Origin of the sequence: Streptococcus sp. HMSC078D09, from assembly GCF_001813675.1 — a bacterium.
Classification (GTDB): Bacteria; Bacillota; Bacilli; order Lactobacillales; family Streptococcaceae; genus Streptococcus.
The window spans coordinates 2,052-25,507 of sequence record NZ_KV813675.1 but is presented as its reverse complement, the minus strand read 5'-3'; the positions used below and the strand labels follow the sequence as shown (position 1 = coordinate 25,507).

The 23,456-nt window shown below is 37.1% G+C and carries 26 protein-coding genes, 1 pseudogene and 1 other annotated feature; all 27 genes and pseudogenes read right to left on the bottom strand.

Features of this window, described 5'->3' with window-relative positions; genetic code table 11:
- Positions 1 to 11: 11 nt before the first annotated feature.
- Entirely contained in the window at positions 12 to 2,369 is a 2,358-nt protein-coding gene (locus HMPREF2926_RS05500) for a VirB4-like conjugal transfer ATPase, CD1110 family (RefSeq protein ID WP_070586790.1), read from the bottom strand.
- Positions 2,320 to 2,679 (bottom strand): PrgI family protein, encoded by a 360-nt coding sequence (locus HMPREF2926_RS05495; RefSeq protein ID WP_001097587.1) that lies wholly within the window; start codon positions 2,677 to 2,679, stop codon positions 2,320 to 2,322. The genes HMPREF2926_RS05500 and HMPREF2926_RS05495 overlap by 50 nt, the downstream gene beginning before the upstream one ends.
- 53 nt (positions 2,680 to 2,732) lie before the next feature.
- Complete coding sequence (locus tag HMPREF2926_RS05490) at positions 2,733 to 3,587, bottom strand: VirB6/TrbL-like conjugal transfer protein, CD1112 family (protein ID WP_001054254.1); 855 nt, start codon at positions 3,585 to 3,587, stop codon at positions 2,733 to 2,735.
- A 16-nt stretch (positions 3,588 to 3,603) separates the two neighbouring features.
- Complete coding sequence (locus HMPREF2926_RS05485) at positions 3,604 to 3,846, bottom strand: hypothetical protein (RefSeq protein ID WP_000494028.1); 243 nt, start codon at positions 3,844 to 3,846, stop codon at positions 3,604 to 3,606.
- Between the two features lie 20 nt (positions 3,847 to 3,866).
- Positions 3,867 to 5,744 (bottom strand): VirD4-like conjugal transfer protein, CD1115 family, encoded by a 1,878-nt coding sequence (locus HMPREF2926_RS05480; RefSeq protein ID WP_070587394.1) that lies wholly within the window; start codon positions 5,742 to 5,744, stop codon positions 3,867 to 3,869.
- Positions 5,744 to 6,232 (bottom strand): hypothetical protein, encoded by a 489-nt coding sequence (locus tag HMPREF2926_RS05475; RefSeq protein ID WP_049498270.1) that lies wholly within the window; start codon positions 6,230 to 6,232, stop codon positions 5,744 to 5,746. Before HMPREF2926_RS05475 ends, HMPREF2926_RS05480 begins: the two co-directional genes overlap by 1 nt.
- Entirely contained in the window at positions 6,222 to 6,521 is a 300-nt protein-coding gene (locus HMPREF2926_RS05470; protein ID WP_070586787.1) for a hypothetical protein, read from the bottom strand. Before HMPREF2926_RS05470 ends, HMPREF2926_RS05475 begins: the two co-directional genes overlap by 11 nt.
- Positions 6,522 to 7,114: 593 nt before the next feature.
- Positions 7,115 to 7,747: a putative bacteriocin export ABC transporter gene (locus HMPREF2926_RS05465; protein WP_000623394.1), complete on the bottom strand. Its 633-nt coding sequence runs from the start codon at positions 7,745 to 7,747 to the stop codon at positions 7,115 to 7,117.
- A gap of 1 nt (position 7,748) precedes the next feature.
- Positions 7,749 to 9,758: a DUF1430 domain-containing protein gene (locus HMPREF2926_RS05460; protein ID WP_070586786.1), complete on the bottom strand. Its 2,010-nt coding sequence runs from the start codon at positions 9,756 to 9,758 to the stop codon at positions 7,749 to 7,751.
- Between the two features lie 61 nt (positions 9,759 to 9,819).
- Positions 9,820 to 10,116, bottom strand: a complete 297-nt coding sequence (locus HMPREF2926_RS10640) for a lactococcin 972 family bacteriocin (RefSeq protein ID WP_080981310.1) — start codon at positions 10,114 to 10,116, stop codon at positions 9,820 to 9,822.
- Positions 10,117 to 10,369: 253 nt separating this feature from the next.
- Positions 10,370 to 10,865: pseudogene (locus HMPREF2926_RS05455) on the bottom strand (transcriptional regulator).
- 353 nt (positions 10,866 to 11,218) lie between these two features.
- Positions 11,219 to 11,854, bottom strand: a complete 636-nt coding sequence (locus HMPREF2926_RS05450; protein WP_002917292.1) for a hypothetical protein — start codon at positions 11,852 to 11,854, stop codon at positions 11,219 to 11,221.
- 289 nt (positions 11,855 to 12,143) lie between these two features.
- Complete coding sequence (locus HMPREF2926_RS05445) at positions 12,144 to 12,731, bottom strand: CPBP family intramembrane glutamic endopeptidase (protein WP_000821296.1); 588 nt, start codon at positions 12,729 to 12,731, stop codon at positions 12,144 to 12,146.
- A 2-nt stretch (positions 12,732 to 12,733) separates the two neighbouring features.
- A complete protein-coding gene (locus tag HMPREF2926_RS05440) occupies positions 12,734 to 12,967 on the bottom strand; it encodes a hypothetical protein (protein ID WP_000840776.1) in 234 nt (77 codons plus the stop codon).
- Between the two features lie 12 nt (positions 12,968 to 12,979).
- Positions 12,980 to 13,360 carry a thioredoxin domain-containing protein gene (locus HMPREF2926_RS05435; RefSeq protein ID WP_049498277.1) on the bottom strand — a complete coding sequence of 127 codons (381 nt, stop codon included), beginning with the start codon at positions 13,358 to 13,360 and terminating at the stop codon, positions 12,980 to 12,982.
- The gene (locus HMPREF2926_RS05430; protein WP_049498279.1) at positions 13,353 to 13,802 is read right to left on the bottom strand and encodes a hypothetical protein; all 450 of its coding nucleotides are present in this window, start codon (positions 13,800 to 13,802) and stop codon (positions 13,353 to 13,355) included. Before HMPREF2926_RS05430 ends, HMPREF2926_RS05435 begins: the two co-directional genes overlap by 8 nt.
- Complete coding sequence (gene dcm / locus HMPREF2926_RS05425; RefSeq protein WP_049498281.1) at positions 13,786 to 15,144, bottom strand: DNA (cytosine-5-)-methyltransferase; 1,359 nt, start codon at positions 15,142 to 15,144, stop codon at positions 13,786 to 13,788. The genes HMPREF2926_RS05430 and dcm overlap by 17 nt, the downstream gene beginning before the upstream one ends.
- Before the next feature lie 98 nt (positions 15,145 to 15,242).
- The gene (locus tag HMPREF2926_RS05420) at positions 15,243 to 16,022 is read right to left on the bottom strand and encodes a replication initiator protein A (RefSeq protein WP_000822760.1); all 780 of its coding nucleotides are present in this window, start codon (positions 16,020 to 16,022) and stop codon (positions 15,243 to 15,245) included.
- Positions 16,019 to 16,192: a hypothetical protein gene (locus HMPREF2926_RS10975; RefSeq protein WP_000159607.1), complete on the bottom strand. Its 174-nt coding sequence runs from the start codon at positions 16,190 to 16,192 to the stop codon at positions 16,019 to 16,021. The genes HMPREF2926_RS05420 and HMPREF2926_RS10975 overlap by 4 nt, the downstream gene beginning before the upstream one ends.
- 201 nt (positions 16,193 to 16,393) lie before the next feature.
- On the bottom strand, positions 16,394 to 16,762 hold the full coding sequence (rplL, locus tag HMPREF2926_RS05415) for a 50S ribosomal protein L7/L12 (RefSeq protein ID WP_070586784.1): 369 nt from the start codon (positions 16,760 to 16,762) through the stop codon (positions 16,394 to 16,396).
- A gap of 75 nt (positions 16,763 to 16,837) precedes the next feature.
- Positions 16,838 to 17,338 carry a 50S ribosomal protein L10 gene (gene rplJ, locus HMPREF2926_RS05410; protein ID WP_003016269.1) on the bottom strand — a complete coding sequence of 167 codons (501 nt, stop codon included), beginning with the start codon at positions 17,336 to 17,338 and terminating at the stop codon, positions 16,838 to 16,840.
- Between the two features lie 38 nt (positions 17,339 to 17,376).
- Positions 17,377 to 17,511: a sequence feature (ribosomal protein L10 leader region), on the bottom strand.
- A 61-nt stretch (positions 17,512 to 17,572) separates the two neighbouring features.
- Positions 17,573 to 18,370 carry a formate/nitrite transporter family protein gene (locus HMPREF2926_RS05405; RefSeq protein WP_070586782.1) on the bottom strand — a complete coding sequence of 266 codons (798 nt, stop codon included), beginning with the start codon at positions 18,368 to 18,370 and terminating at the stop codon, positions 17,573 to 17,575.
- A 167-nt stretch (positions 18,371 to 18,537) separates the two neighbouring features.
- Positions 18,538 to 19,242, bottom strand: coding sequence for a glucosaminidase domain-containing protein (locus HMPREF2926_RS05400; protein ID WP_070586780.1), 705 nt, complete (start codon positions 19,240 to 19,242; stop codon positions 18,538 to 18,540).
- Positions 19,243 to 19,391: 149 nt separating this feature from the next.
- A complete protein-coding gene (gene yihA, locus HMPREF2926_RS05395) occupies positions 19,392 to 19,994 on the bottom strand; it encodes a ribosome biogenesis GTP-binding protein YihA/YsxC (RefSeq protein WP_070586775.1) in 603 nt (200 codons plus the stop codon).
- Positions 19,995 to 20,005: 11 nt separating this feature from the next.
- Positions 20,006 to 21,238 carry an ATP-dependent Clp protease ATP-binding subunit ClpX gene (gene clpX / locus HMPREF2926_RS05390; protein ID WP_003001797.1) on the bottom strand — a complete coding sequence of 411 codons (1,233 nt, stop codon included), beginning with the start codon at positions 21,236 to 21,238 and terminating at the stop codon, positions 20,006 to 20,008.
- Positions 21,239 to 21,446: 208 nt separating this feature from the next.
- Positions 21,447 to 21,956 (bottom strand): dihydrofolate reductase, encoded by a 510-nt coding sequence (locus tag HMPREF2926_RS05385; protein ID WP_070586774.1) that lies wholly within the window; start codon positions 21,954 to 21,956, stop codon positions 21,447 to 21,449.
- Positions 21,957 to 22,102: 146 nt separating this feature from the next.
- A partial coding sequence (locus HMPREF2926_RS05380) for an LPXTG cell wall anchor domain-containing protein (protein ID WP_141751786.1) occupies positions 22,103 to 23,456 on the bottom strand: 1,354 nt, incomplete at its 5' end.

The window sequence follows — 23,456 nt, the reverse complement described above, 5'->3', positions numbered from 1 at the left end:
TTACCTTCCCCTTAATTAGAAGCCATTTTATCAGGATCTGTACTCATGATATCAAACAATTGAGTACCTTGAGGAATCTTATTTTTAAAGGGAACAACAACTGAACCAGCTTTTATCAGTCCTGCCCCTTTTTCTGGATTTACAAGGTATTTTTCAAGTTCTTTTGACAAGCCTAAGAGTTGAACCAGTTCTTCTCTATCATTTTTTGCTTGCTTGAGGAGAATCATAAATTCACTATTTGCAATAATCCGTCTACCATTTGGATCTAACAATAAGGTTTCGACGTTTTGAGTTATTCCAGTCGGACTGGCTCCATATTTTCTGACACGACTCCACAATTTAAAGAAGAAATCACTGGCATATTTATCTAATAAGAGAAGCTGCATTTCATCAAAATAAATCCAGGTCTTCTTCCCTAATTTTTGGTTCCGAACGACACGATTCCATATCTGATCAAAAACAACCATAAGGGCGATTTGTTTCAGCTCATCTCCTAACTTCTTAACGTTATAAATCAAGAAATTAGATCCTGTCTGAATATTTGTCTTATGAGAAAAAATATCAAGAGAACCTTCGACATACAGTTCCATATCAAGTGCCAAATTCTGCGCTTCTTCTTCTGGTTGTTGACTCAATACAAAGACCCATTCTTCCAAAGAAGGCTCTTTAAATGACTGATAGGTGAGTCTCGTAACTCGGTCGATAATCGATTTTTCTCTTCCATCCATTTTTCTATCCAATAACTTGCCGATAAAGGATAAAAGAAATTCTGATTTTACCTTTACAGGATCTTCATCCATATTTTCCTCAGACAAGTCAAGGACATTGAGATAGGTTTGGGAGTCAGGCGCAATATCAATCATTTCTCCCCCAAAAGTCCGTCCAATGACACTGTACTCTGCTTCTGGATCTACGATGATAATTTCAGTATTTTCACCAGATTCCTTGATTTTGGTCGTGATAATTTCATGCTTGGTTGCCATCCCTTTCCCAGCTCCAGATGTTCCTAAAATCAGACCAGACGGTGTATTTAATAGGCTGCGATCAATGGTAATAATATTACTTGATATTTGATTGATACCGTAATATTTCCCACTACGGTCTTGTAAGTCTACTGAAGTCCAAGGTGAGTTCACTGCTATATTGGACGTTAATAAACTCCGTGATACTCCCTCTAAAAAATCACAACCAAATGGTAGCAAACTATTAAAGGCTGCTTCTTGCATATATGGAAGTTTATCAATCATTAGGTCATTTGAGCCGGCCACTTGTTGAATCGTGTCTAGGGCTTGCTTGAGTTCTTCTTCATCCTGACCAAAAACACCAATCAAGAAGACCGTTTGAAATAGTTTATCTCCTGTCTCGGTCATGGTTTTTAATAGTTCCTCAGCTTCATCGATATTGCTTTCTAATACATGACCTACTTTTTCCAAATAGATACCTGTACGAGCTAGTTTTTGTTGTTCCCCAATCTTTTGAGATTCCATCAAGGTCTTCTTTGTTCGTAGTTTCTTCATAGCATCTGCCTTAGTCGAACTTTGAGCATGAAGGCTTACAATCAATTCCAAATCTCCTTGCATGAGATCTCGAATAAACTGATCCCCTAATTCCATGCCATAATCTCTCACATAGACAATCTGCAATAAGCGATCATTGATTTGTAGGTAATTCTTGTTTTTAAAATCCAAGAGATTAGGTGCTATGAAGTGACGAGTTGTCTGACCCGATCTCGTTAAATCACGGTAAGAAAAAGGAAGATGGTGTTCTCCTCTAAGCATATCCGCCAATAAGTTGACACGTTCTTCACCAGCCAAGGATTCAAAACGTGCATCAATTTCTGAGAAACCACTCTTGAAATATTCTCCAATTTGGGACAAGGAACGATAGGCTTGTTTGGGATTAGAATCCTTTCTACCAAAACTAATCAGTTTCACAGCCGAAAAGTTATTTTCACCACTATCTAAATTTTGATTCATCATCCGATTCAATTCTTTACGATAGCTATCGTACCCATCTTCTTTTTCCTCATACAAAACACTGTGTCTGAATTTTTCTAAATTCAATCTTTTATTAAAAATGGTCAATTGGAAGTTGGTTTGGTCATCTAAAGAGTTAATCAAATCAGAATACTTCTCAATGATTGCTCCCTTATCTTCTAAACCAACGGTCTGGTAATTGACATCACCAAGTAAATAGCTTTGTGAAAAATAATCTTCTTTTACCTGCATCAGACCATTTTGATACAAGGCTTGATAGGAAAGAGTATTAGCCGTTGATGGTAACACTTCCTCTTTTTTATCTTTAACTTCTTCCTTTTTATTAGTCGTTGAAGTCTTTTGTTTCTTTAATGTATTTGATTTTCTTTTCATGTTCAAGTCCTTTCTTTCCTGAAATTGTGCGTAGGGGTATCGTTAGTTCAAAATGAAGACGGTATTTCAAATAATGTTCAAAATATAAATCATTGGGTTTATAGACTCCAAAAAGCAAGAGGGGGATGGTAAAAGCAAACACAAAACCGTAAACAAACCAATCTCCAAATTGCCAGAAAAAGAGATTCAAGCCCAAAACAATAATTGTGACAATAAAGGCTGGTAAAACAAAGATGATTTGTCTTGTGGTGAAACCTAACCAAGCCCTGTGTTGGTATTTTGAGATGTCTTTAAAGACACGTGTATTCATGACTTTCCTTTCTAAAAAGGCTAAGAAGCAACCACTTCCTAGCCTTTATCTAATTACATACCTAAGATTGAGCGAGCCGTACGTTGAGAACCAACGAGGGCAATAATCAGTAAGATAGCTTGTACCAAACTACCAAACATAATCGCAAGTGATTGCAGGACTCCTGCACCATTTGAAACAGCTATTTTACCAGCAGATTCAAACAAAGGAACAAGAGAAACAATCAGAAAAATAAGAACCCCTTGTACCGCATAGACCATAATATTTTTTAAATAGCCTAAACCAATAGACTTCCATTCATCACTTAAAAATGTTGGAATCGTAAGAGGGGCAAATGGGATCATAAGGTAGAGTTGAATAAATCGAATAGATACCAAAAGATTAACCATGGCTGCACTTACTATCCGAACAAGCCAAATGAGGAGGGCGAAAAAGCCCACAATCATCCGGCCAATAAATCCTGACCCTTTTAATCCAGAGAGTGTATCATACTTTGCCCCACCGTGAGCCACAATCGAGGCCACTTGTTCAATGGCATGACTCGCAATCCCGATGATGGCTTCTACAATGACGGTAGTGTTGGTAATTACAACTGCGACCATAATATAACTAATCAGCATTGGCGCTAAGGCTTCAAAGGTCATCGCTCCACCAGAGTTAGCAATTTTCTTAGCCATCTTCGAAAATTCTAGGATGAGAACAACCGATAAAATCGCAACTCCAAGGGGCTGCATGACACTTTTAGTAATACTAGACATATAAGTCCAAACGGTTGGATTGTAGTTAGATAGTGATTTAATCAGATCTACCGTAGATTGTAAATCTACATTAAATCCTTCAAATAAATTTTCAGCTGATATTTTTTCAGATGCAAGGTAAACAAAGGGTGAGACTAAACTAAGATTCATGTCATTGTTTATCCTCCTAAATTGAAATCTGGGTTACAAAGGCTCCAGCAGCCCCGACCATAACTCCACCGACAATTTCAAGAATGGCATTCCGAACACCTGGTCCTCCATCTTTAATGTTGGTTGCAAGATTGACAATCCCCACAACAACGAGAAAGGCACCAACGGCAATCAATCCCTTCTGTAACAAAGACATAGCTTGTGCAAACATAGCACTTGCGTCTACTCCATAAACAAAACCTTTAAAATGCGTAAACATGTATTTCCTCTTTTCTATTTTTATTTTAAACTAGATTCAAAAGTTAAATCACGAATTCTAAGGCCTTCAAGATGATTTTCTTGATTTTGATTCAAAGGATTGATTTGATAGTTCCACCACCGTTCATCGCTTTCTTGATTGGCTAGGTACCTCCAGTTTGGATGCTTGGTTGAATTGTATTTTTTGCTTTTAAAGACAGGCATATTGGCAATTCGAACCAAGCATTCATGCCGTTTCATATTTCCGACCTCATCGGGTGTCATTAGATCACGAGAAATCTTTTGATGAGAAAGGGATCCTGAACCTGTCTGGCCAAAGGAACGACTAGTATTTCGAACATCAATGGTTTGTTTACCGAGTAAACCACTCATAAATTTAAAGGTATCTTCATCATTACCACCTAAGTATACTAAGCTATCACAGTTCCCAAGAATGGTTTTCCAAGCTTCTTTTTCTTTATAGAGCCCTTGAAGTTGGGCAATATTTTGTAGAATAGGAACGAGACTCATATTTCGAGAACGGACTGTTGAGGTTTGTTCAGCAAAATCTGGAATTTCTCCGATATTTGCGAATTCATCTAAATAGACTCTCACATGAAGAGGCAATTGACCCTTAAAATCAATATCTGCTTGTCTTGTTAGGGTTTGAAATACAGTTGAAAAAAAGAGGGCTGAAAGAAAGCGAAAGGTACTATCGTTATCGGGGATAACTAAGTAAACCATTGATTTTTCCTGGCCCCATGTCTTCATATCAAGTGTATCTTTTTTGGTCAAATCCATGACACTCTGAATATTGAAGAGGGCAAATTTAGCAGTGGTTACAGCTATAACAGAATCCAGAGTCTTATCCTTATAATTTTGAAAATCTGCCCAATTTCGCATGGTAAAATTTTCAGTCCCATACTTCTTAGCATAATTTTCAAATAGAATTTCTAAGACACTTTTTTCTTGGTTTTCACCCTTGGATAAGTGTTTAATGAGTTTTGAGATTTCAGCAAAACTTGGATAACGCCCTCGTTTTTTTCGCTCTTCCACTTCTATTTTTTGACGTTTCAACAAGTTTTGGTATTCTTTTTGACTTAAACGACTTTCTTCTATGAGCTGTTCTCTTGTTTTGGGTGGATTATAGAAATCGACCAAGTAGGAAGCTAAAGCTCGTACCAAAGTCATAGAAGCTTCATCCCAAAATGGATCACTACGGGAGCCAGAGCCTTTGGTGTTGTTGAAATAAACCGTCAGCATGCGATTCAAATCATTTTCTGTCTCTATATAGCGAAAAGGATTGAAGCCATCTGAGTTCTTCATATTGACTAAATCTAACACCTTTACTTGGTAGCCATGTTCTAAAAAGAGTTTGCCTGTTTTCTCGGCCAAGTGATCTTTAGGATCCACTACAATATTAGAACTATTCATCTGAATCAGATTGGGTTTCACAAAGCGAAAGGTTTTCCCACTTCCTGAACCTCCTATCACCGCAATATTCTTATTTCTATCATATTGGGGTGGTTTTTTGTCTAATAATGTCAGACGAACGTCTTGTGCTAAGATCGTATCATGAGAAAATTCCTTTCCGTAAAAGAGCTTCTTTTCTTTTAGAGTTCCAAAACGGGCGCTCCCGTATTCTACCCCTTCTCGGTATTGTTTTTTGCCAGTCTCTAAATAGAGATAAACCAGCAACATCATCACAAAGCCTAGTAGAAAAAAAGCACTTGATTTTCCAGTAAAGGAAACATTCCATGGCGACTGAAGAACTTCATCTTGACCTTCCATCAGAAGATGAGTCCATTTATCTAAGCTATTTCCAGTATAGGAATCATACAAAAGCGTCAAACGATGGAAAAGATAGCCTAGTAAGATGCCTAACAGTGAGAATAGTAGGAATTTCTTTCCACTGTACATCATCTCACCATCTCTTTCTGTTTGACGGCTCCTTCTTGTCTAAAGGTAATTTGGGATTTAGCTTCATCAATAGCTTGGTCTAGTGACTGATCCATGGTAAAATCAGCTAATTTCTCCGGATCATTAACCATTTTTTCTAACAGATGGTCTAAATGATTGTCCAGAATCGAACGGTCTTTCGTGTAGAAATGTAGAGAATCCCCTTGCCAAGCGATGGCTAAAGGAATCTCTTCTTTTTCTAAAAAAGCTTTAAATTTCTCTAAATCAATTGGTTTGTCTAAAAAATCTTTTTTCAGATTAATCGTATCAATCGAATAAGGAGATTGTAGCAATTCTTCTAATTTCTGCACCCCTATCTTATAGGCGGAATCCTGTGCTAAAGCCTGACGTCTAGACCATTCTAGAATCTTTAAAAGACTTTTGACAGTGAATAAAAGACTACGCTCAGCATATTGAACTGCCATTCGTTCCTGTTGTTCAGAGGACATCTGATACCTCCTTCTTCACAAATAGCAGCTTTCCTTCTTTATAACGATAAGCTATCAATTTCTGACGTTGCTTAATCGACTTGACAACCTGCAGTAGATCTCTCGAATAAGGTTCTCGAAGAGTAACTTCTACTGCTTTCCCATCAACGATACCAACACGTTTAAATTCAATGTAGTCTTTTTTGAGATGTCCTAAGCCCATACCAAAAGGAAAGTGATAAATCAATTGGATGGTACAACCACCTTTATTTCCCATTTGTTTCAAATCATACAAGTTTACTACCTTCATGATTAACTCCTTTATCTAGTTTGTCGCATCGTTTAAGTCTGGTAACGATAAACTCCGTGTCTGTTAGAAAATTCTCACACACGTCTTGTGCCAGTTGCCCTTCACAGGGAAATACTCTCAGTCCCTACTTACACAGGCACGCTAATCAAGACGGAGTGGATTCAATTTTCAAAGAACAGGTAGCTTTATTATAGATAAGAGTAGTTGAAATTTTTATCACATTTTTGGGGTTGTTGGAATAATAAGGTAAGTGCTAATTTCTAGCTCCTCTCACAACACCGTACGTACCTTATATGTTTTATGAACAGTAGCTATCATTTACATTTTCAAACTACCATTCTATCAAACTAAAAGTCAAAATAGACGCTTCTACTTCGAGAGATACTCATTTAATGGTTCAGCAATTCGCTCTACTTCCGTTACAGAAATTTCATCACTATGATTTCTAATGATTTGTTATTAATTCACTTTGAGGGGCTTGCTCATGAAACCAAACAGTGTAAGTCGTAGAAGAAAAAAGCAGTTCAATTGAACTGCTTTTACGGATTCAGATAAAATAACTTTAAAATATAGAAGATATCTATTGACTGTAACTATAATTGATTTAAATTTATAACTTCATCTGCTTGATTCCAAATATCGGGATTATGGGTTGCAATAATGATTATACGCTCTTGATTCTTTAACATTAAGAGCAAGTCCATCACCTCTTGTGAGGTTTCTGGATCAAGTGCTGCAGTTAGTTCATCTGCCAAAATTAAAGGTGGATCTTTTAAAATAACTTTAGCTAATGCGACACGTTGCGCCTCTCCTCCAGATAATTCAAAAATCTTTTGATCCAGAGCAAGGTAAGCCAATCCTACTTTTTTGAGCACTTCTTCTTCTTGTTGCTTCTTCTCTTTTTTCGTTAATTTTTGCCCAATCAATCCCAAATCTAAATTTGTAGCGATAGTCTCATTTTCAAGTAGGCCAAAGTTTTGAAAGAGATATCCTAATTCATGCTTAAAGAAGTGATGCTGTTTGATTTGTTTCAATTCTTGCCCTTGATAGCTGATACTTCCCTTTTCATAAGGCTCTAACTTTGCCAAGATATTAAGCAAGGTTGTTTTACCACACCCGCTATTTCCGATCAGAGCATAGACCTTACCTTCTGTAAATTGCAAGCTCAAATCTTGAAAGACCGTTCGTTGGCCAAATGATTTGGTTAAATGTTCTATGCTAATCATATTAGGCTCCTTTCAGTACAGTGGCTAACAAGTGGTCTTCTTTATGAGACCGGTACAGGAGAATAAACCAAGCATTAGTAATAAATAGCAAGAGAGTGACAAGAGCAATCCACCATTCTTGAGTGAGAAGGAATGTCAGGAAGCTTCCTAATAGTAAGAGGATACTTTCTGAGAGCAAAATCATTTGGTGAATCTTTACAAATCCCAGACCTGCAATCTTCTTCAAGAAGATTGGTCTTCTAAACTCTTCAAAATAGAGGAAATTCATGGTGTTAAAGAGTAGTATGGAAGTAGCTATTGCAAAGATTCCTCCTGCAATGGTAATGAGATTCTCTAATTGAATGGTTTGGATCATCTGCTGGTATACAGACGCCGCATAGTCATATTGACTAACATTTTTTTCAAGCCCATTCTCAACTACTAGTTTCTTGCTTTTTTCCAGACCATCAAAGTAAAGATAAGAATTAAGATGAGAGAAATAAGGATTATCGTAGCCACCAAAGCTTCTAGGTAGAACAACAACCAAAATCGGGTCTGTCAAGAATTGCTGATAGATCATCGGTGTATTATTATAGATAAATCGTTTTTGGTTGTTAGGAAGATAGGTCACCCGTGCTTTCATAGGCAACTGACTCTTTCCTTGTTCATCACTAGGAGTCAGATAATCTTCATAGCGTTTTTTCAACTCCTCTTCTTGCCCTTTCAACTTTTCAGGAAGCAAGAGTCCAAATTCTCCAGCTTGCAAGTGATTCAAGCGCTCTTTTTCCTCAGGGGAAACTAAGATCCTTTGGATATCAAGGTAATTTGGTGTTACATACAGGGTGTTGGCAAGAGGATCGTAATCTGTGATCGAAAGCTCTCTCCCTGTTCTAGGATCGTTCATGAAGCCTTTTGAATTAAATGCGGCAAGCTGATGATGGACCAAAAGTCCACCTTTTTCAATGCCAGACTCGATCAGTTTAGACCATTTAGCTCTTTGTTCATTTTGCATTTCTTTGTTTATCTTTTGTAAAACCTCTTCCCGATTCACACTAATTTGTATCCAATTTGTCTCTTTAGACCAAGCCAAACTTCCCTCTTGATAAGTCTGCCAGATAGAGCCATAGATGCTGACACGATGAATTGAGAGACCAATGACAGTGATTGCAAGAAATTGACATGTAAAGAGAAAAAACAAGACTCTTTTTAATGGAATTTTCCCCTTTAAAAGGCTAACCAAGTGTACTGTTTGAATACTGAATGCAAAGAAAAAGGATAGGAAAGCAGATAAAATAAATAAAAGTGTATTGTAAATAATACTAGCTGAAATGATGAGAGAATAGGCAAAAGGGGTCAATTGAAAATAATAAATCAGAATAGCTCCTAAGACACTTCCACCAATACACCCTAAAAACAATTCTTTACCGTCTTCCATGAGAGAATGTCCAAAGAGCTGGTATCGTCTTATTCCAGAAATGTAACGAATCCCTGCACTTCTCATTTCAAGTGTTTTTTGAATAATGGTCAATGCAGCAAAGCTGATGATAAAAATAACCAAGGCTAGAGATTGGGAACCCGAACTAAAAAATACCATAAAATTTTGCAGGGGATTGGGCTTATTCATGAAACTTTTTGAAAAACCAAGATCGTGGAGTTTTTGATCCAATTTTTCAAGGGTTAAATTCCCAGATAGTATATAGTAATTGGTAAGCAAACTTTCCTTTGCAACGAATTCTTTCTCTTCTTTTTTGATGCCATTAGGAAGTGCTCCTTCTCCGTAGATATCATACGAAAACTTGACTTGCCCTTTAGAATCCGTTTTTTGAATCTGACGAGCAATCAAACTATTGTTTTCCTTTGCTAACTGATCTAAGCTAGATGAAAGCTCTTCATAAACAACTTCCCTTTCTTGTTGAAGAATCCCTATTACAGGTAGGCTTCGATGGATGACCGTATTAGGTGAAATAAAGGCAATCCAAAGCAGAAAGATTAGAATAAAAAGGTTCGAGAAATGTATAAATAAACGTTTCATAATTCTACTCTTTCTAGTTTATCCTAGAGAGATTTCTTCTCTCTAGGATAAACCTTAGCAATTAAAATCCATAATTAAAGTATGCAGTTTCACCAAAACTTGTATTTATGAACGATCTTGATGTGTAATGAGCAGAAGCATAACCTACATTAGCTCTGCTGTCACTTGCTCGAGTCACACTTGACCAATGCCATCGATAGTCGTGGAAATAATTTGAGAATGCTCCCCAATTGCCTGGATTATGATAACCTCCGTAACTCCAGTTACCACCAGATACCCAATCAGCAAATACAGGACACGCTAAGCTACAACTAATAATTACAGTTAAGACAGAAAGGATAATTTTACTCGTTTTCATGACTGTTCACCTTCCATAATTAGAATTAAAAGCTTTATTTAACAATAAAATTATGAATTGCTCAAAATATAGTTTCCGTTTTTTCTCCTTTCCAGAGCAACCCTTTTCGCCTGTATTATAACACTTACAACATATAATTTCAACTAATTATATAATAGATTTTTGAATATTTAATAATCAAAAAAATATAGCTGTTTATTCATAAGCTATCAACCAAATTCTAAAACTATTAAAGTTTTTGTATTAAAAAACATTAAGATAGCACCTCCGTATAAGATTGTAACTTATCAGTTACTTTAAATAGCTGGGCATAGACATTCAACCAAAACTCGTTCAACTTCATAAACTTTAATAAATCGACCAGGAAGGCGCTCTATTTCAATAATTCCTTCACTATAGTGAGAGCGTAAAATAATAGGACATATATCTGCTTCCTTAATGTTTTTGGTATTCGTACCATAAGGAAAACTCATCGTCATGTTAAAAGGGATAGTCAAAGATAAACTATGTAACCAAAGTGCTTTCTCCAAAGAAAAGATTCCCTTTGGAAATCGATACTGAAGGACAAACCACTCATCTAAATAAATATCAGGTAAGCGATATAACCCTTTTTCTTCAGCATCGATTTTTCCTTCTGCAAGCATTTTCAATAAGGTTTTGTAGTGTAAATTTTCATCTATTACTTGTTTAAAAGTTAAAAAACCATACTGATTGAAAGAGTTCATCAGTTTTTCTCTTTTATCAACCATTTCATTCTCCTTTCTTAGAAATAAAATGCTAACATCTTATATATCTGTTAGCATTTTATTTCTTTAAAATCAATTCATTTAGTTTTTTATTTCAAACTGAATCTATAAGTAAGCTAGACCACCTATTATAAAGAAGAAGTAAGCCATGGACTAATAGTTTCCACTCCAAATGAAGCCCTAGAAACATTTCTAGTAAAAACATACAAACAGCAAGATAAAATGCTTGTCAAAGAAACTCTGATATCTAATTTTCTGATTAACTTTCATAAAATTTCTCGATACAGAAATTCTTCGACAATACTCACATTTGTTAAGAAAAGAATAGTGATGTAATCATGATTTCAATTTTTAAATCATGATGGCCATTTCACCTTTCTTGCCTTAACTGGCTTAAATCTAATCTTATTAATGAGTCTAAGCTCTATTTCTCTACAATCTGTAACGGAGGTATCATTGATTTTAAGGCTTCTTGGAAAGTATTGATTACCTTGTTCACGTGATAGTTCTACTGTATAACTAATACCATTACTTAATTTAAAGACTACAAAATAAATATTATCTCTTCTAAATCGGCTACCAACTCTTCTATTCAAAATGCCATCAGTTGTATAGAATTTACACTCCATTACATGTAACATTTGATAAAGCAACAAGGTTCCAACTATTTTGAATTTATTTTCGTTGAACCAACCATTATCAGCTTTATTCAGGCTTTCCAATGTCCAATCATCTTTTAATCCTTCAAAAATACTCCCTGCATTATTAGTTGGTAAATTAACATGATGTTCTCTAGATAATCCTAATAGATGAGGAATGGAGGAGTTTGGGACTGATAGAATAATTTCAGGACAGTTCTCCATATTTGTCTGATAAATATATTTGTACTGAGAAACATTTTTCTCAATAGTATTGGCCAAGCAATTCATCTTAATATTGAGAATATCAATCTCTCCATCAAAAGTCTTTAGCCATTCCAAAGTATAAGTCATTTGAATTTTCTCCTAAAAAAGAGAAGGAAGCTCCTGCTTCCTTCTCTCCCACGTATTGAGTTTCACCTCACGCTAGATATGCCCTATCTATTCCTCAAGGGTAGGCAGTCCTGCTATTCTTTTTCTCAACAAACAGTCTGAACTGAGAGCGGAGCCCACAGGCGGGTGCAGACCATATCCACTAGCCCACAAGTAATTATATCATTTAATTATCTTCATTATACGCAATTAGTCCATATTTGTCAACAATTACATTCATTATGAATATCTAAAAATCAGGGCACCTATTTTAAAAAAGCAGCAAACTATAAACTAGTAGGTTCCACACCAAATGTAGCCCCATACTGCCCCATAAGTCCGATTTGTAGCGTACAAGCCCTAAAAACATCCCAAGTGAAACATATAAACACCAAGCTAGAATGGTTCCTGGATGATGTGCTAAGGCAAATAAAACACTTGTCAAAGCAACTCGAATATCTAATTTTCTAACCAAGTTCCATAAAATTTCTCGATACAGAAATTCTTCAACCATACTCGCATTGATTAAGAACAATAAAAATGAAAACCAAGGGACTTGATGTTGAAGGCCAATTAAGTTTGCTTGATTCGTAGTTCCTTGAGCATGGATTAGGCTAAAACATAGACTTATAATCAGTAGGCTAACGAATCCAATACCAAGCCATTTCATCCTAGATTTCATATTGACCTTATGAGCTTGTTTGCGTTGGCCATACATCCATAAAAAAGAAATGAGTGACGAACTATAGAGAATCTGTAGTATAGTTAACTCACCGATACAAAGAAATTTCAATAAGTATAGAGATACCAATAGGACATTTACTTGTTGGAATATATAAACTGGAATTATTCTTTTCATAGTTACCTCCGAAATAAATCTTCATAATCTAAATCTAATACCTGCACAATCCTTTCTACCCATGGACTTTGAGGCATTCGTTGTTCCATCTTGTAGTGACGAATCTTTTGATACAAACGATTCAATTCACTTGGATAGTGAAACTCTCCCGCAAACATTTTTCTGGTTAACTCAATCCAGCTAATATTTCTTTCAGCCAAAATAATGGACAAGTTCTCCCAAAATCGTTCAGCCATATTGCTTCTCCTTTAGTTAGATAAATAATGTGTTTGTGCCATGTAAATCAATTGTTTCGTATCTCTTGGCAATAGAGCTCTAGCCTCTTCCAAATTCAGATTTGGATAAACTCTCTTATTTGAAACTGCAAGAGGAAGTCTGATGCTTAGTTCAGGATTTTTTAATATCATTTCGATGAAATCCGTTAATCTTAGATTGTCACGGTTCTTAAATCGTAATAAATTAGGAGATAAAAACTCAAAACAATCTGAAGAATAGCTCATCATCTCAATTAATTTGTCCTTTGTCATTTCAGAAATCGAATGACAAGATACCTCTATTCCGTAGTTTTGAAAGAAATCTAAAAGAAGTTGATTTCTATGGTTATTTTTACTTAGATAGAGATCAATCATGGGAGACCTCCCAAAGATTCGGTTCCATTTGATATTCTGAGACGATTAAGGAATCTAATAGATCTGAGAAGTTAATTGATTTCTTGTCTTCATCATAGGCTTTTACAGTTACTTGGGTTGTAAGTATTCCCTCTTTTCCCTCGGCTCGATAGCCTTGTCCATATAAAACAAAAACAAGATTTTGATTATCATCTACAAAGGCATCAGCTCCGTTCTTTATATCCTGACTTTCAAGGAATTCCATAACGTTTTGAAGATAGGATTCATAAAATAGTGGGTAATTATGTTTTTTATGGTAATCATCTAAAAATGTCACTTCAAACTCACATGGATAATTGGGCATCAAAAATATTTGTTCATCCAGCTGTTTGATCTCTGCATCATGTAATTGTGTTTCTAATTCATCACAATCTAGTATTGACTCTTTATTTAAAGCTTTCATCTTTTTCCTCTACTTCTTTTAATTTCTTTGCGATTGCAGCAATCACAGGTACTGTTACGCTATTACCAGCTTGTTTATAGAGCTGACTATTACTAGAGACTTTTCTAGCAGCTTCAAAAGCCCAATCAGGAAAGCCCTGCAGGCGAAAACACTCTTTAGGAGTGATTCGTCGTATTCTCAAACGGTAAAATTGTCCATCTATTAATACACCGGCTACATGATAAACTTGTTTATCTTCTCCTTCATAACTAGCAACTACTACTCCCATTTGACCACTAGTTGTTAACGTATTCGCTATACCTTTTCCAACTCTACCACGCCGATACTGAGAACTTGGTCTTTCTAAATTGATTGAATCTCCAATCTCTGCTTGAGCATATCCTTTTTTCGTTGCTTCCCGTACTTTTAGAAATTGGATTGGTTCTGGAATTAGTATTTTGGGGATTTTATCTCCTCCTTGCATCGTAGTCAGTGTTGGAGATAAGCCCTCACTTCCATAGACGCGACCAGTTTCCTTAAAGCTAGTTGGTAAATCCCCAACAACGACAATACCATGGCGATCCTGAGTATTTAAAGTAAACATTGGCTCTTGATTATCCTTGAAACGTCTACCATTTTGTCTTTTTTCTAATCTGTCTGGTGTCATACAAGGAATCGCAACTTTAAATCCTTCTCCTTTTCCACGAACTAAGGTTGGCGCAAGACCTTCTGAATAATAGACTTTACCACTCATTCCACTTCTTGATGGATTCAAATTTCCTAGTGCTTTCAAATTCTCAGAGTTAGTTGCTTGACCTTCTCGTCTGAAAGGAAATAAGAGTCTGGTACCTTTCTTTCTAGAATGTCCGATAATAAACACCCTCTCTCTGTTTTGGGGAACGCCAAAATCCTTACTGTTAAGCACCTGCCACTCAACATCAAACCCCAACTCATCAAGTGTGGTAAGGATTGTGGTGAACGTCCGTCCCTTATCGTGATTGAGTAGGCCTTTAACATTTTCAAGAAAAAGAAAACGTGGTTGGATTTGTTTGGCCGCCCGAGCAATTTCGAAGAACAAAGTTCCTCTAATATCTTCAAATCCCAATCGTCTTCCTGCGATTGAAAATGCTTGACAAGGGAATCCCCCACAGATGATATCGACTTTCCCTCTAAGTTTTTTAAATTCGTCATCTGAAACATCTCGTATGTCATGAAATTCTATTTCTCCTTCCGTTTGAAAAATGGACTTATAAGATTCTCTAGCAAATTTATCAATCTCACAAAATCCAATACACTCGTGTCCTACACTTTCCATTCCAAGTCGAAAACCACCGATACCTGAAAATAAATCAATAAATCTCATTTCTTTATCCCCCCTTCCTAATCGACTATCAATGTCCAAATAGTCACACCACTTGAAATTAAAATGAGCATAACTAATATCCACTCGATTGGCGACATTTATCCACCTCCTTTTCTAACACGGTTATTCCAAACGGAATACAAGCCATTAAACACAAATTCAGCAAGCACTTCCGCACGTCTAACAAAGCGGACATTATCTAGAGCATACTGATAGATTCTCTCAAAATCAGTCATAGCAATTTCACTGGCTGTTTCAGAAAAACCTTCTCGTCTAAATTGATCTTGTACCAATCCCCAAATATAATCTTGATCATATTTTGTGACCTTTTCTACTTTTCTTTTCAAGATAGGTTGAGTATACCTCTCCTCCTCATCCTCAATAAATAAAGAATCAGTCTCACTATATTTAGTCTCACTAACTTCAGTCTCACTAGGGGCTGAATGTGAGACGGGGGCCGTTTCATTTTCATCCTGCCCTAGTCTTTTTTTAACACTAGGCCTGTTTGAATTAGCTACTGGGGTAGAAGACAATTCCCCTAAATAAATCTTATTAGCAAGTCTCCCTTTCTCACTTGAAGACTGTTGAACTTCATCAATTAAGTCATATTCTTTAAGAATTTTTTTGATAGACAGTAATTTTGACTTAGAACAACCTAACAACTTCATCAGTTTAGAATTAGAAAATACTAAATAAACCGCCCCTTCTTCATCTATCCAACCACGACTGAGAGATAATTCTAAACGATCTTTTAAAATAGAATAAGCCACCTTTACTTCTAGTTTCATATCCATATATTTTTCATCCTCAAAAAGAATTTTAGGTAATTTATAATACCGTTCTGAAGTATGGTATTGATTTGCGGTAATTCGTTTCATAGAGCTCCTCCTAGTTCTTTGAGTATTAAATCTCCACTTGATTCCAATCGAACCAAGCCACTTTTTTCTAATTCTGCCATAAGAGAGATGGCTTCAACAATATCAATTCCCATTTCACGTACTAAAAATGAAATGACAATATAGCGTGATGATTGTAATTCTTTTGTCATTTTCCCTCCTGAAAATAAAAAAAGGAGAACAATATTCAATTGTTCTCCACGATAAATTTGTTAAAAAGAAAAACCCTGCCAAATTAATTTTTGGTAGGGTTTTTGGTAGGAAACTAAATTAATTTATCAGTTTCTAAAATGTGTTCACGATTCTAAAAGGCTGATACTATAGTATTCCGAATTCTAATTGGTATATGCCTCTTATTTAAGAGTAACTGAAGCTCCAGCTTCTTCCAATTTACCTTTGATTTCTTCAGCTTCAGCAGCTGCAACACCTTCTTTGATGACACCAGGTGCACCATCAACAAGTTCTTTAGCTTCTTTAAGACCAAGACCAGTGATTTCACGTACAACTTTGATAACGCCGACTTTCTTGTCGCCTGCAGATGTCAATTCGATATCGAATGAATCTTTAGCAGCACCTGCGTCAGCAGCACCAGCTACAGCAACAGCTACAGGAGCAGCTGCAGTTACACCAAATTCTTCTTCGATAGCTTTTACAAGGTCGTTCAATTCAAGGATTGAAGCTTCTTTAATTTCAGCAATAATGTTTTCAATGTTCAATGCCATTGTTATTTCCTCCAAATAAGTTTTAATTTTATATTTTTATTTTTTTGTAGCTAGGCTACGCTACGTAGCTTAAGATTAAGCTGCGTCTTCTTTGTTGTCTGCAACCGCTTTGACTGCAAGAGCAACGTTGCGCACTGGCGCTTGAAGTACAGAAAGGAGCATAGAAAGAAGTCCTTCGCGGTTTGGAAGAGTTGCAAGTGCAAGAATCTCTTCTTTAGATGCGACAGCGCCTTCGATTGCACCACCTTTAATTTCAAGTGCTTCAGCGTCTTTAGAAAAATCGTTCAAAATTTTCGCAGGTGCGATAACATCTTCATTTGAAAATGCTACTGCAGATGGTCCAACGAATACAGATGCAAGATCTTCAAGACCAGCTTTTTCAGCTGCACGACGCAAGATTGAGTTTTTGATAACTTTAAACTCAACTTCGCTTTCGCGAAGGTTGCGACGGAGAACTGTATCTTGCTCAACTGTCAAACCGCGAGAATCTACAACGACGATTGATGCAGCAGCTTTCATTTTTTCAGCTACTACGTCAACTAGTTCCGCTTTTTTAGCAATAATTGCTTCACTCATTAGTGTGTTCACCTCCGTAATTATTTTGCTTGGGGAATTTTTCCAAAAGAAAAACGCGCCCAAACCTAGACACGAAAGTACAATACGCTTCTTTTGATTGATACGTTTTGTCCTCGGTAGGATCTTTATGAGTCGTGCTCCCCTACTGTCTTAGGCAGTTTTTTCAAACCATAAATTAGTATATCACATATAAAAAAAGAATGCAAGTACTTTTGCAAACTTTTTTTATATTTTTTAATCGTTGTAGAGACTCTTGATATTATTCAACCAAGCATAGGCTAGTCCCATTAGGACTCCTCCTCCTACCCAGTTGGCAAAGAAGGTGACGCTATAATGACGTAAAATATTTAAAAACTCAAAATGCGGTAATTGACTAGAAACTGAATTAAAGCTCAATAATGAAAAAGAAGCAAAGTTTGCAGCCAAGTGTTCATTGGTCATAAAGACAAACATATAAATAGCAGAAAGGGCTAAGAGCACCTTCGCTGTTTCTTCTTTAAAATATAGATAAGAAAGAATAGCAATATTTACAAAGATATTGGCAATAACTCCTTCAAAGAAAACTACTTGATTGCTTCGTTGGAGTTTATTTTCTGCTACCGTGGCTAGGAAACCTTTTGGATCGATATGTGCAAAGGCAGTTGTTTGATTGAACAGAAAAGCGACGATTAAAGCACCAATTAAATTAAAGAAGGTACAATAAAGAAGAATTTCCAACGCTTTCTTCCAGTTAATTTTCTTTAGATAGGTACCCGCCGTCAAATACATCATATTTGAGGTGGTTAATTCCGCATTTAAGAATAGGAGGTAAACCAAGCCCCAGGCAAAGATGAATGGAAATAGAAAACGACCAGATCCAGGTACAAAGGAATTTAATAAGTCAGCTGCAACTGCTCCGACCGCCGTACTTAAAGTAAGAAATCCTCCAGCAAAAATAGAACGGACTGCATAACGCGTTTTAGATTTCTGATAGAGATCTTCCTTCTTATTACACGCCGCTCCAACTTTTTGAATGAAATTAGATTCAGACATAATATTCTCCTTATATAATGTTTGTGAATAAAATCATTATATCATAGAGAGAAAAGTTTGAAAAGGTTTTCAGGAAGAATTCTTTAATTTTCACCATATACGTTTTATATCGAATATCACTATTTGCTAAAAAACAACAAAAAAACAGGCATCTGCCTGCTTTAATTTTAATAATTTAAACGGTTCGCCCAAGCGATATCCAAATTCAAGATTTCTTGTGAAGTGAACTGTTGACGATATGGATTGTATACAGAACCTGTGATACCACCTTGAACATTTGGTGAATCATATTGAGTCAAATTATAGGTTTCAATGATGTTATTAAGTTTTGCATAGTAGCTTGTGTCTGTCGCATAAACACCTGTCAAAGCTGCTGTTGCATCTTGGTAACTAGAGGTGTTGCTCTTCCATGCACCTGCAAAATGTCCTTGTTTCAAAACAGCTACATAGTCTTGCAATGATTCGTAGTAAGATGGGTAAGAACGAAAAGCGTCATTAATCGTATAGGCATTTCCAGCACCATCATCTTCCCAAGTTTGCATTACTGCAGATTGACCAGCATAACTTCCTTTAATACCGAAAAGATTGTAATGCGGATAAGAAGACAAGCCAGACTGACCTGATCCACTTTCAAGGATGGCTTGTGCGATCATAACGGAAGCATAAAGGTCATTCTCTTGACCGAGCTGACGAGCTGACTCACCAATTTGTGAGATGAAAGCTTCAGTAGGGTCTGAATAAGCTTGGTAAGTTCCGTCATTAGCGCCAACTGATGTGACGTGCTCGCTCATAACAGCAGCAAATGTCCCCACTGCTAATACAGAAACGAACAAACCAAATAATTTCGTTTTATTCCGTATTTTCTTTTTCATAATACAATTTATCTCCAATTAATTTTTTATCATCTTTTATCTTTATAGAGATTATACCATATAAATAGAAGAAAACAAAGGCACTTATATTACACTTGTATTACGATTGCGAGATAAATCCAAAACAAAAATGACATTTTCATGTCATTTCAATTTATTTCGTAAAACGCATTTTCTAAAATAGCATCCCATGACTTCTCTAGTCCTTCCCGGGTTACAGAAGAAAAGACGATAAAGGTGTCAGCAGGATCGAAATCTAGTTTTTTCTTGATGATTGATTCATATTTGTTCCATTTTCCACGTGGAATCTTATCTGCCTTGGTAGCAACTAAGATCACAGGAATCTCATAATATTTTAAGAACTCATACATCTGAACATCATCTGCAGAAGGTTCATGACGAAAATCGACTAGGCTAACGACTGCTTTCAAGTTTTCCCGACTAGTGAGGTATTCTTCAATCATCCGCCCCCACTTCTCACGCTCTTTTTTTGAAACACGTGCATAGCCATAACCAGGTACGTCTACCAAACGGAGTTTATCATCGATATTGAAGAAATTGAGCAATTGGGTTTTCCCTGGTTTCCCAGATGTTCTGGCCAGGTTCTTTCGATTTAAGAGAGTATTAATAAAAGAAGACTTGCCGACATTGGATCGACCGGCAAGTGCAACTTCTGGAATCTCATCTTGAGGATAATGGCTCTTATTTGCAGCGCTTAAGAGAATATCCGCATTATGTGTGTTAATTTCCATATTTTATCTTTCTAGGCTGTTTCGAGAATTGGTTTTTCAGTTCCATCTACAGCTTCTTTTGTGATTCGGACAAGTTTGACATCTTCTTGACTTGGAATTTCAAACATGACATCCATCATGGTTTCTTCGATAATCGAACGAAGTCCACGAGCTCCTGTTTTTCTTTCGATGGCTTTATTAGCAATCTCTTGAAGGGCTTCATCATCGAATTCCAATTCAACATTATCATAAGAAAGCAAGGTTTGGTATTGTTTTACCAAGGCATTGCGTGGCTCTTTCAAGATACGGACAAGGTCGTCAACTGTCAATTGCTCTAGAGCAGCAAAGACAGGAAGACGTCCGATCAATTCTGGGATAATCCCGAATTTTTGAATATCTTCTGCAACGATTTCTTGCATGTAAGAGCTTGATTCATCAATGGCTTTATTGTTCTTACCAAAACCGATGACTTTTTCACCGAGACGTTGCTTAACAATTTCTTCGATCCCGTCAAAAGCCCCACCTACGATAAAGAGAATGTTCTTGGTATCCACTTGGATCATCTCTTGTTGAGGGTGTTTACGTCCCCCTTGAGGTGGGACACTAGCGACAGTTCCTTCTATAATCTTCAAGAGAGCTTGTTGCACTCCTTCACCAGAGACGTCACGTGTGATAGAGACATTTTCACTTTTCTTAGCGATCTTATCAATTTCATCGACGTAGATGATGCCTCGTTCTGCACGCTCAATGTTGAAATCAGCTGCTTGAAGAAGTTTCAAGAGAATATTTTCAACGTCTTCACCCACATAACCGGCTTCTGTCAAGGCTGTTGCATCTGCAATAGCAAATGGGACATTCAAGCTACGTGCTAAGGTTTGGGCCAAGAAAGTCTTACCTGAACCAGTAGGGCCGATCATGAGGATGTTTGATTTTTGCAATTCAACATCTGTCTCATCTTCGCGCGTATCGTGGAAGTTGATACGTTTGTAGTGGTTATATACCGCTACAGCAAGAGCACGTTTGGCACGATCTTGACCGATCACATAGTGGTTCAAGATATTGAGCAATTCGATTGGTTTTGGAACTTCGCTAAGGTCTGCAAGAACTTCTTCTGCTAGCTCCTCACGGATAATTTCTTGTGCTAACTCTACACATTCATTACAGATAAACGCATTGTTTCCTGCAATGATTTTTTGGACTTCATCTTGACTCTTTCCGCAAAATGAACAATAAACCATCATATCATTATTTTGATTCGTTGGCATGTATTTCCTCTTTCTGTCATTTTCTGTTTCTATTTAGTTTAAAATAAGGTCATGTAAAAGGCGTGAATGGAATTCACAAGATTGGTAAAAGCATTTAGTAAGAATAAAATAGCGAGGCCAAACCGTTTTTTACGAAAGGTTTGTAAGGCACAAATCAAACAGATGACACATAGGACAGCTGTAAAAAAACCAAAGACACTTCGCTCCATTAGTCTAAATCCTTTCTCTTATAATAGTTGACCGTAAAATCATATGGGTTCTTCTCATCTTTCGGATGATGGACTTGACGGACTCTTTCATAGCGGTTCTCTTCAAATTTTGGTGCCAATGTATCTCCATCAATATCCGCATGAATCATGGTCTGGATCAATTCTTCTAACTGGTCAGAAAAGAGCTTTAAAATCTGACTGCCACCGATAATATAAAGATTCTTCTCTTGGTTCTGGTACCAGTCCAAGACTTCTTCTTTGCTGTGCATGACGAGTACAGAATCGTTTTCAGGATCATAGGCTTGATCTTGCGTTAAGATAATGCTGGTCCGACCTGGTAGAACCCGTTTTTTCATACCATCAAAAGTCACTCTTCCCATGAGAATGGCTCGTCCCATGGTTGTTTCTTTGAAATGCTGAAGCTCCGCTGGCAGATGCCAAGGCATCACTTGGTCCTTTCCAATAATGCCATTTTCAGTCTGAGCCCAGATACCAATTATCTTTTTCATTCTCTCATCCTTTACACTGATACTTCTATTTTATCAAATTTTCTTATAAAAGACTGATTTCAACTATCTAGTTTGGAGGATATTTTTTCAAATACAAACAGAAAAAACCGCGAGATTTTCGCGGTTTTTCTTAGCCACAAGTTAGCTTAGTCTTCTTTTTTGCGTTTGGCAAATCCAAATAATGACAGACCTGCTAAAGCACTAAAGATTGCAAGACCAGCAGTAGAAGATTCTTTTGTTCCTGTGTTTGGAAGTTGTGCAGTAGGATTTTGTGGATCAATATACTTCACTTCTTCTTTCGTTTCTGGAACGACAGGAATCGTTGGTTCTTCTGGTTTTGGTTGTGGAGTAGGTTGTGGTTGTGGTTCTGGTGTTGGTTGTGGTTCTGGTGTTGGTTGCGGTTGTGGAGTAGGCTGTGGCTGTGGCTCTGGTGTCGGAGTTGGATCCGGCATTGGAGTTGGTGTCACAGTCTTCTTGTAGATATGTTGAGTGTTTCCATCTTTATCTACAACAGTCTTCACGAAGTCATAACCAGGGATATCTTTCTTCGGTTGTTCCCCATCTTCTGTTGGGTTACCTGGGATTGGATCCCCATTTTCGTCTACATATGAAGTCGTAACTTTTTCATAGACGTGTTCTGTATCGCCATTAGGCAATTTCTTCGTTTCCACAAAGCGGTAACCTGGAATTTCAGCTTTTGGTTCTTCTCCATCAACTGTAGGATATCCTGGGATTTCCTTACCTTCTTTATCAACAAACTTAGTGATTGGAAGGACAGTTGGTGTGTAAGTTGCAGAAGCTTTGGTTCCATTCACATCTTCGCGAACCACTGTTACAGCTGGTGCAGTTCCAGTGAATTCAGGTTCTGGAGTGAATGTTACTGTTCCGTCTGCTGCCACTGTGTAAGTACCAACACCTGGAATGGTCTTCGTAGTTGAACCATCTTCAAAGGTTGCTGGAACTTCGTCATTCATTGGTACACGGCTATCACCTTCAGTGAAAGTTGGTTTGTCTGTTTGGGTTTGACCCTTCTTACCAATTGAAGTAACTGGTTCTGCTGTTGGTGTAACTGGGGTTACCGTTGGTGTGTAAGTAGCGGTAATTGGTGTGCCGTTCTTATCAACACGTTTCACGGTTACGCCTGTACCTGTTCCTGTGAATGATTTTTCTGGTACGAAGGTTACTGTTCCGTCTGGAGAAACTGTGTAAGTTCCTTCACCTGGAACAACCTTAGTCGTTGAACCATCAACGAATGTTGCAGGTACATCATCATCCATTGGGATTGCAGGGTTACCAGGTGTGAAGGTTGGTTTACCAGATTGTGTTTGACCTTGGATGTCTGTAGAAGTTGCAGGATCAGCTGTTGGAGTCACAGGAGTTACAGTTGGCGTGTACTTAGCTTTCACGACTGTACCATTCTTATCTTGGCGTTGAACCACGATACCTGATGCAGTTCCGACAAATGATTTCTCTGGTACGAAGGTTACTGTTCCGTCTGGA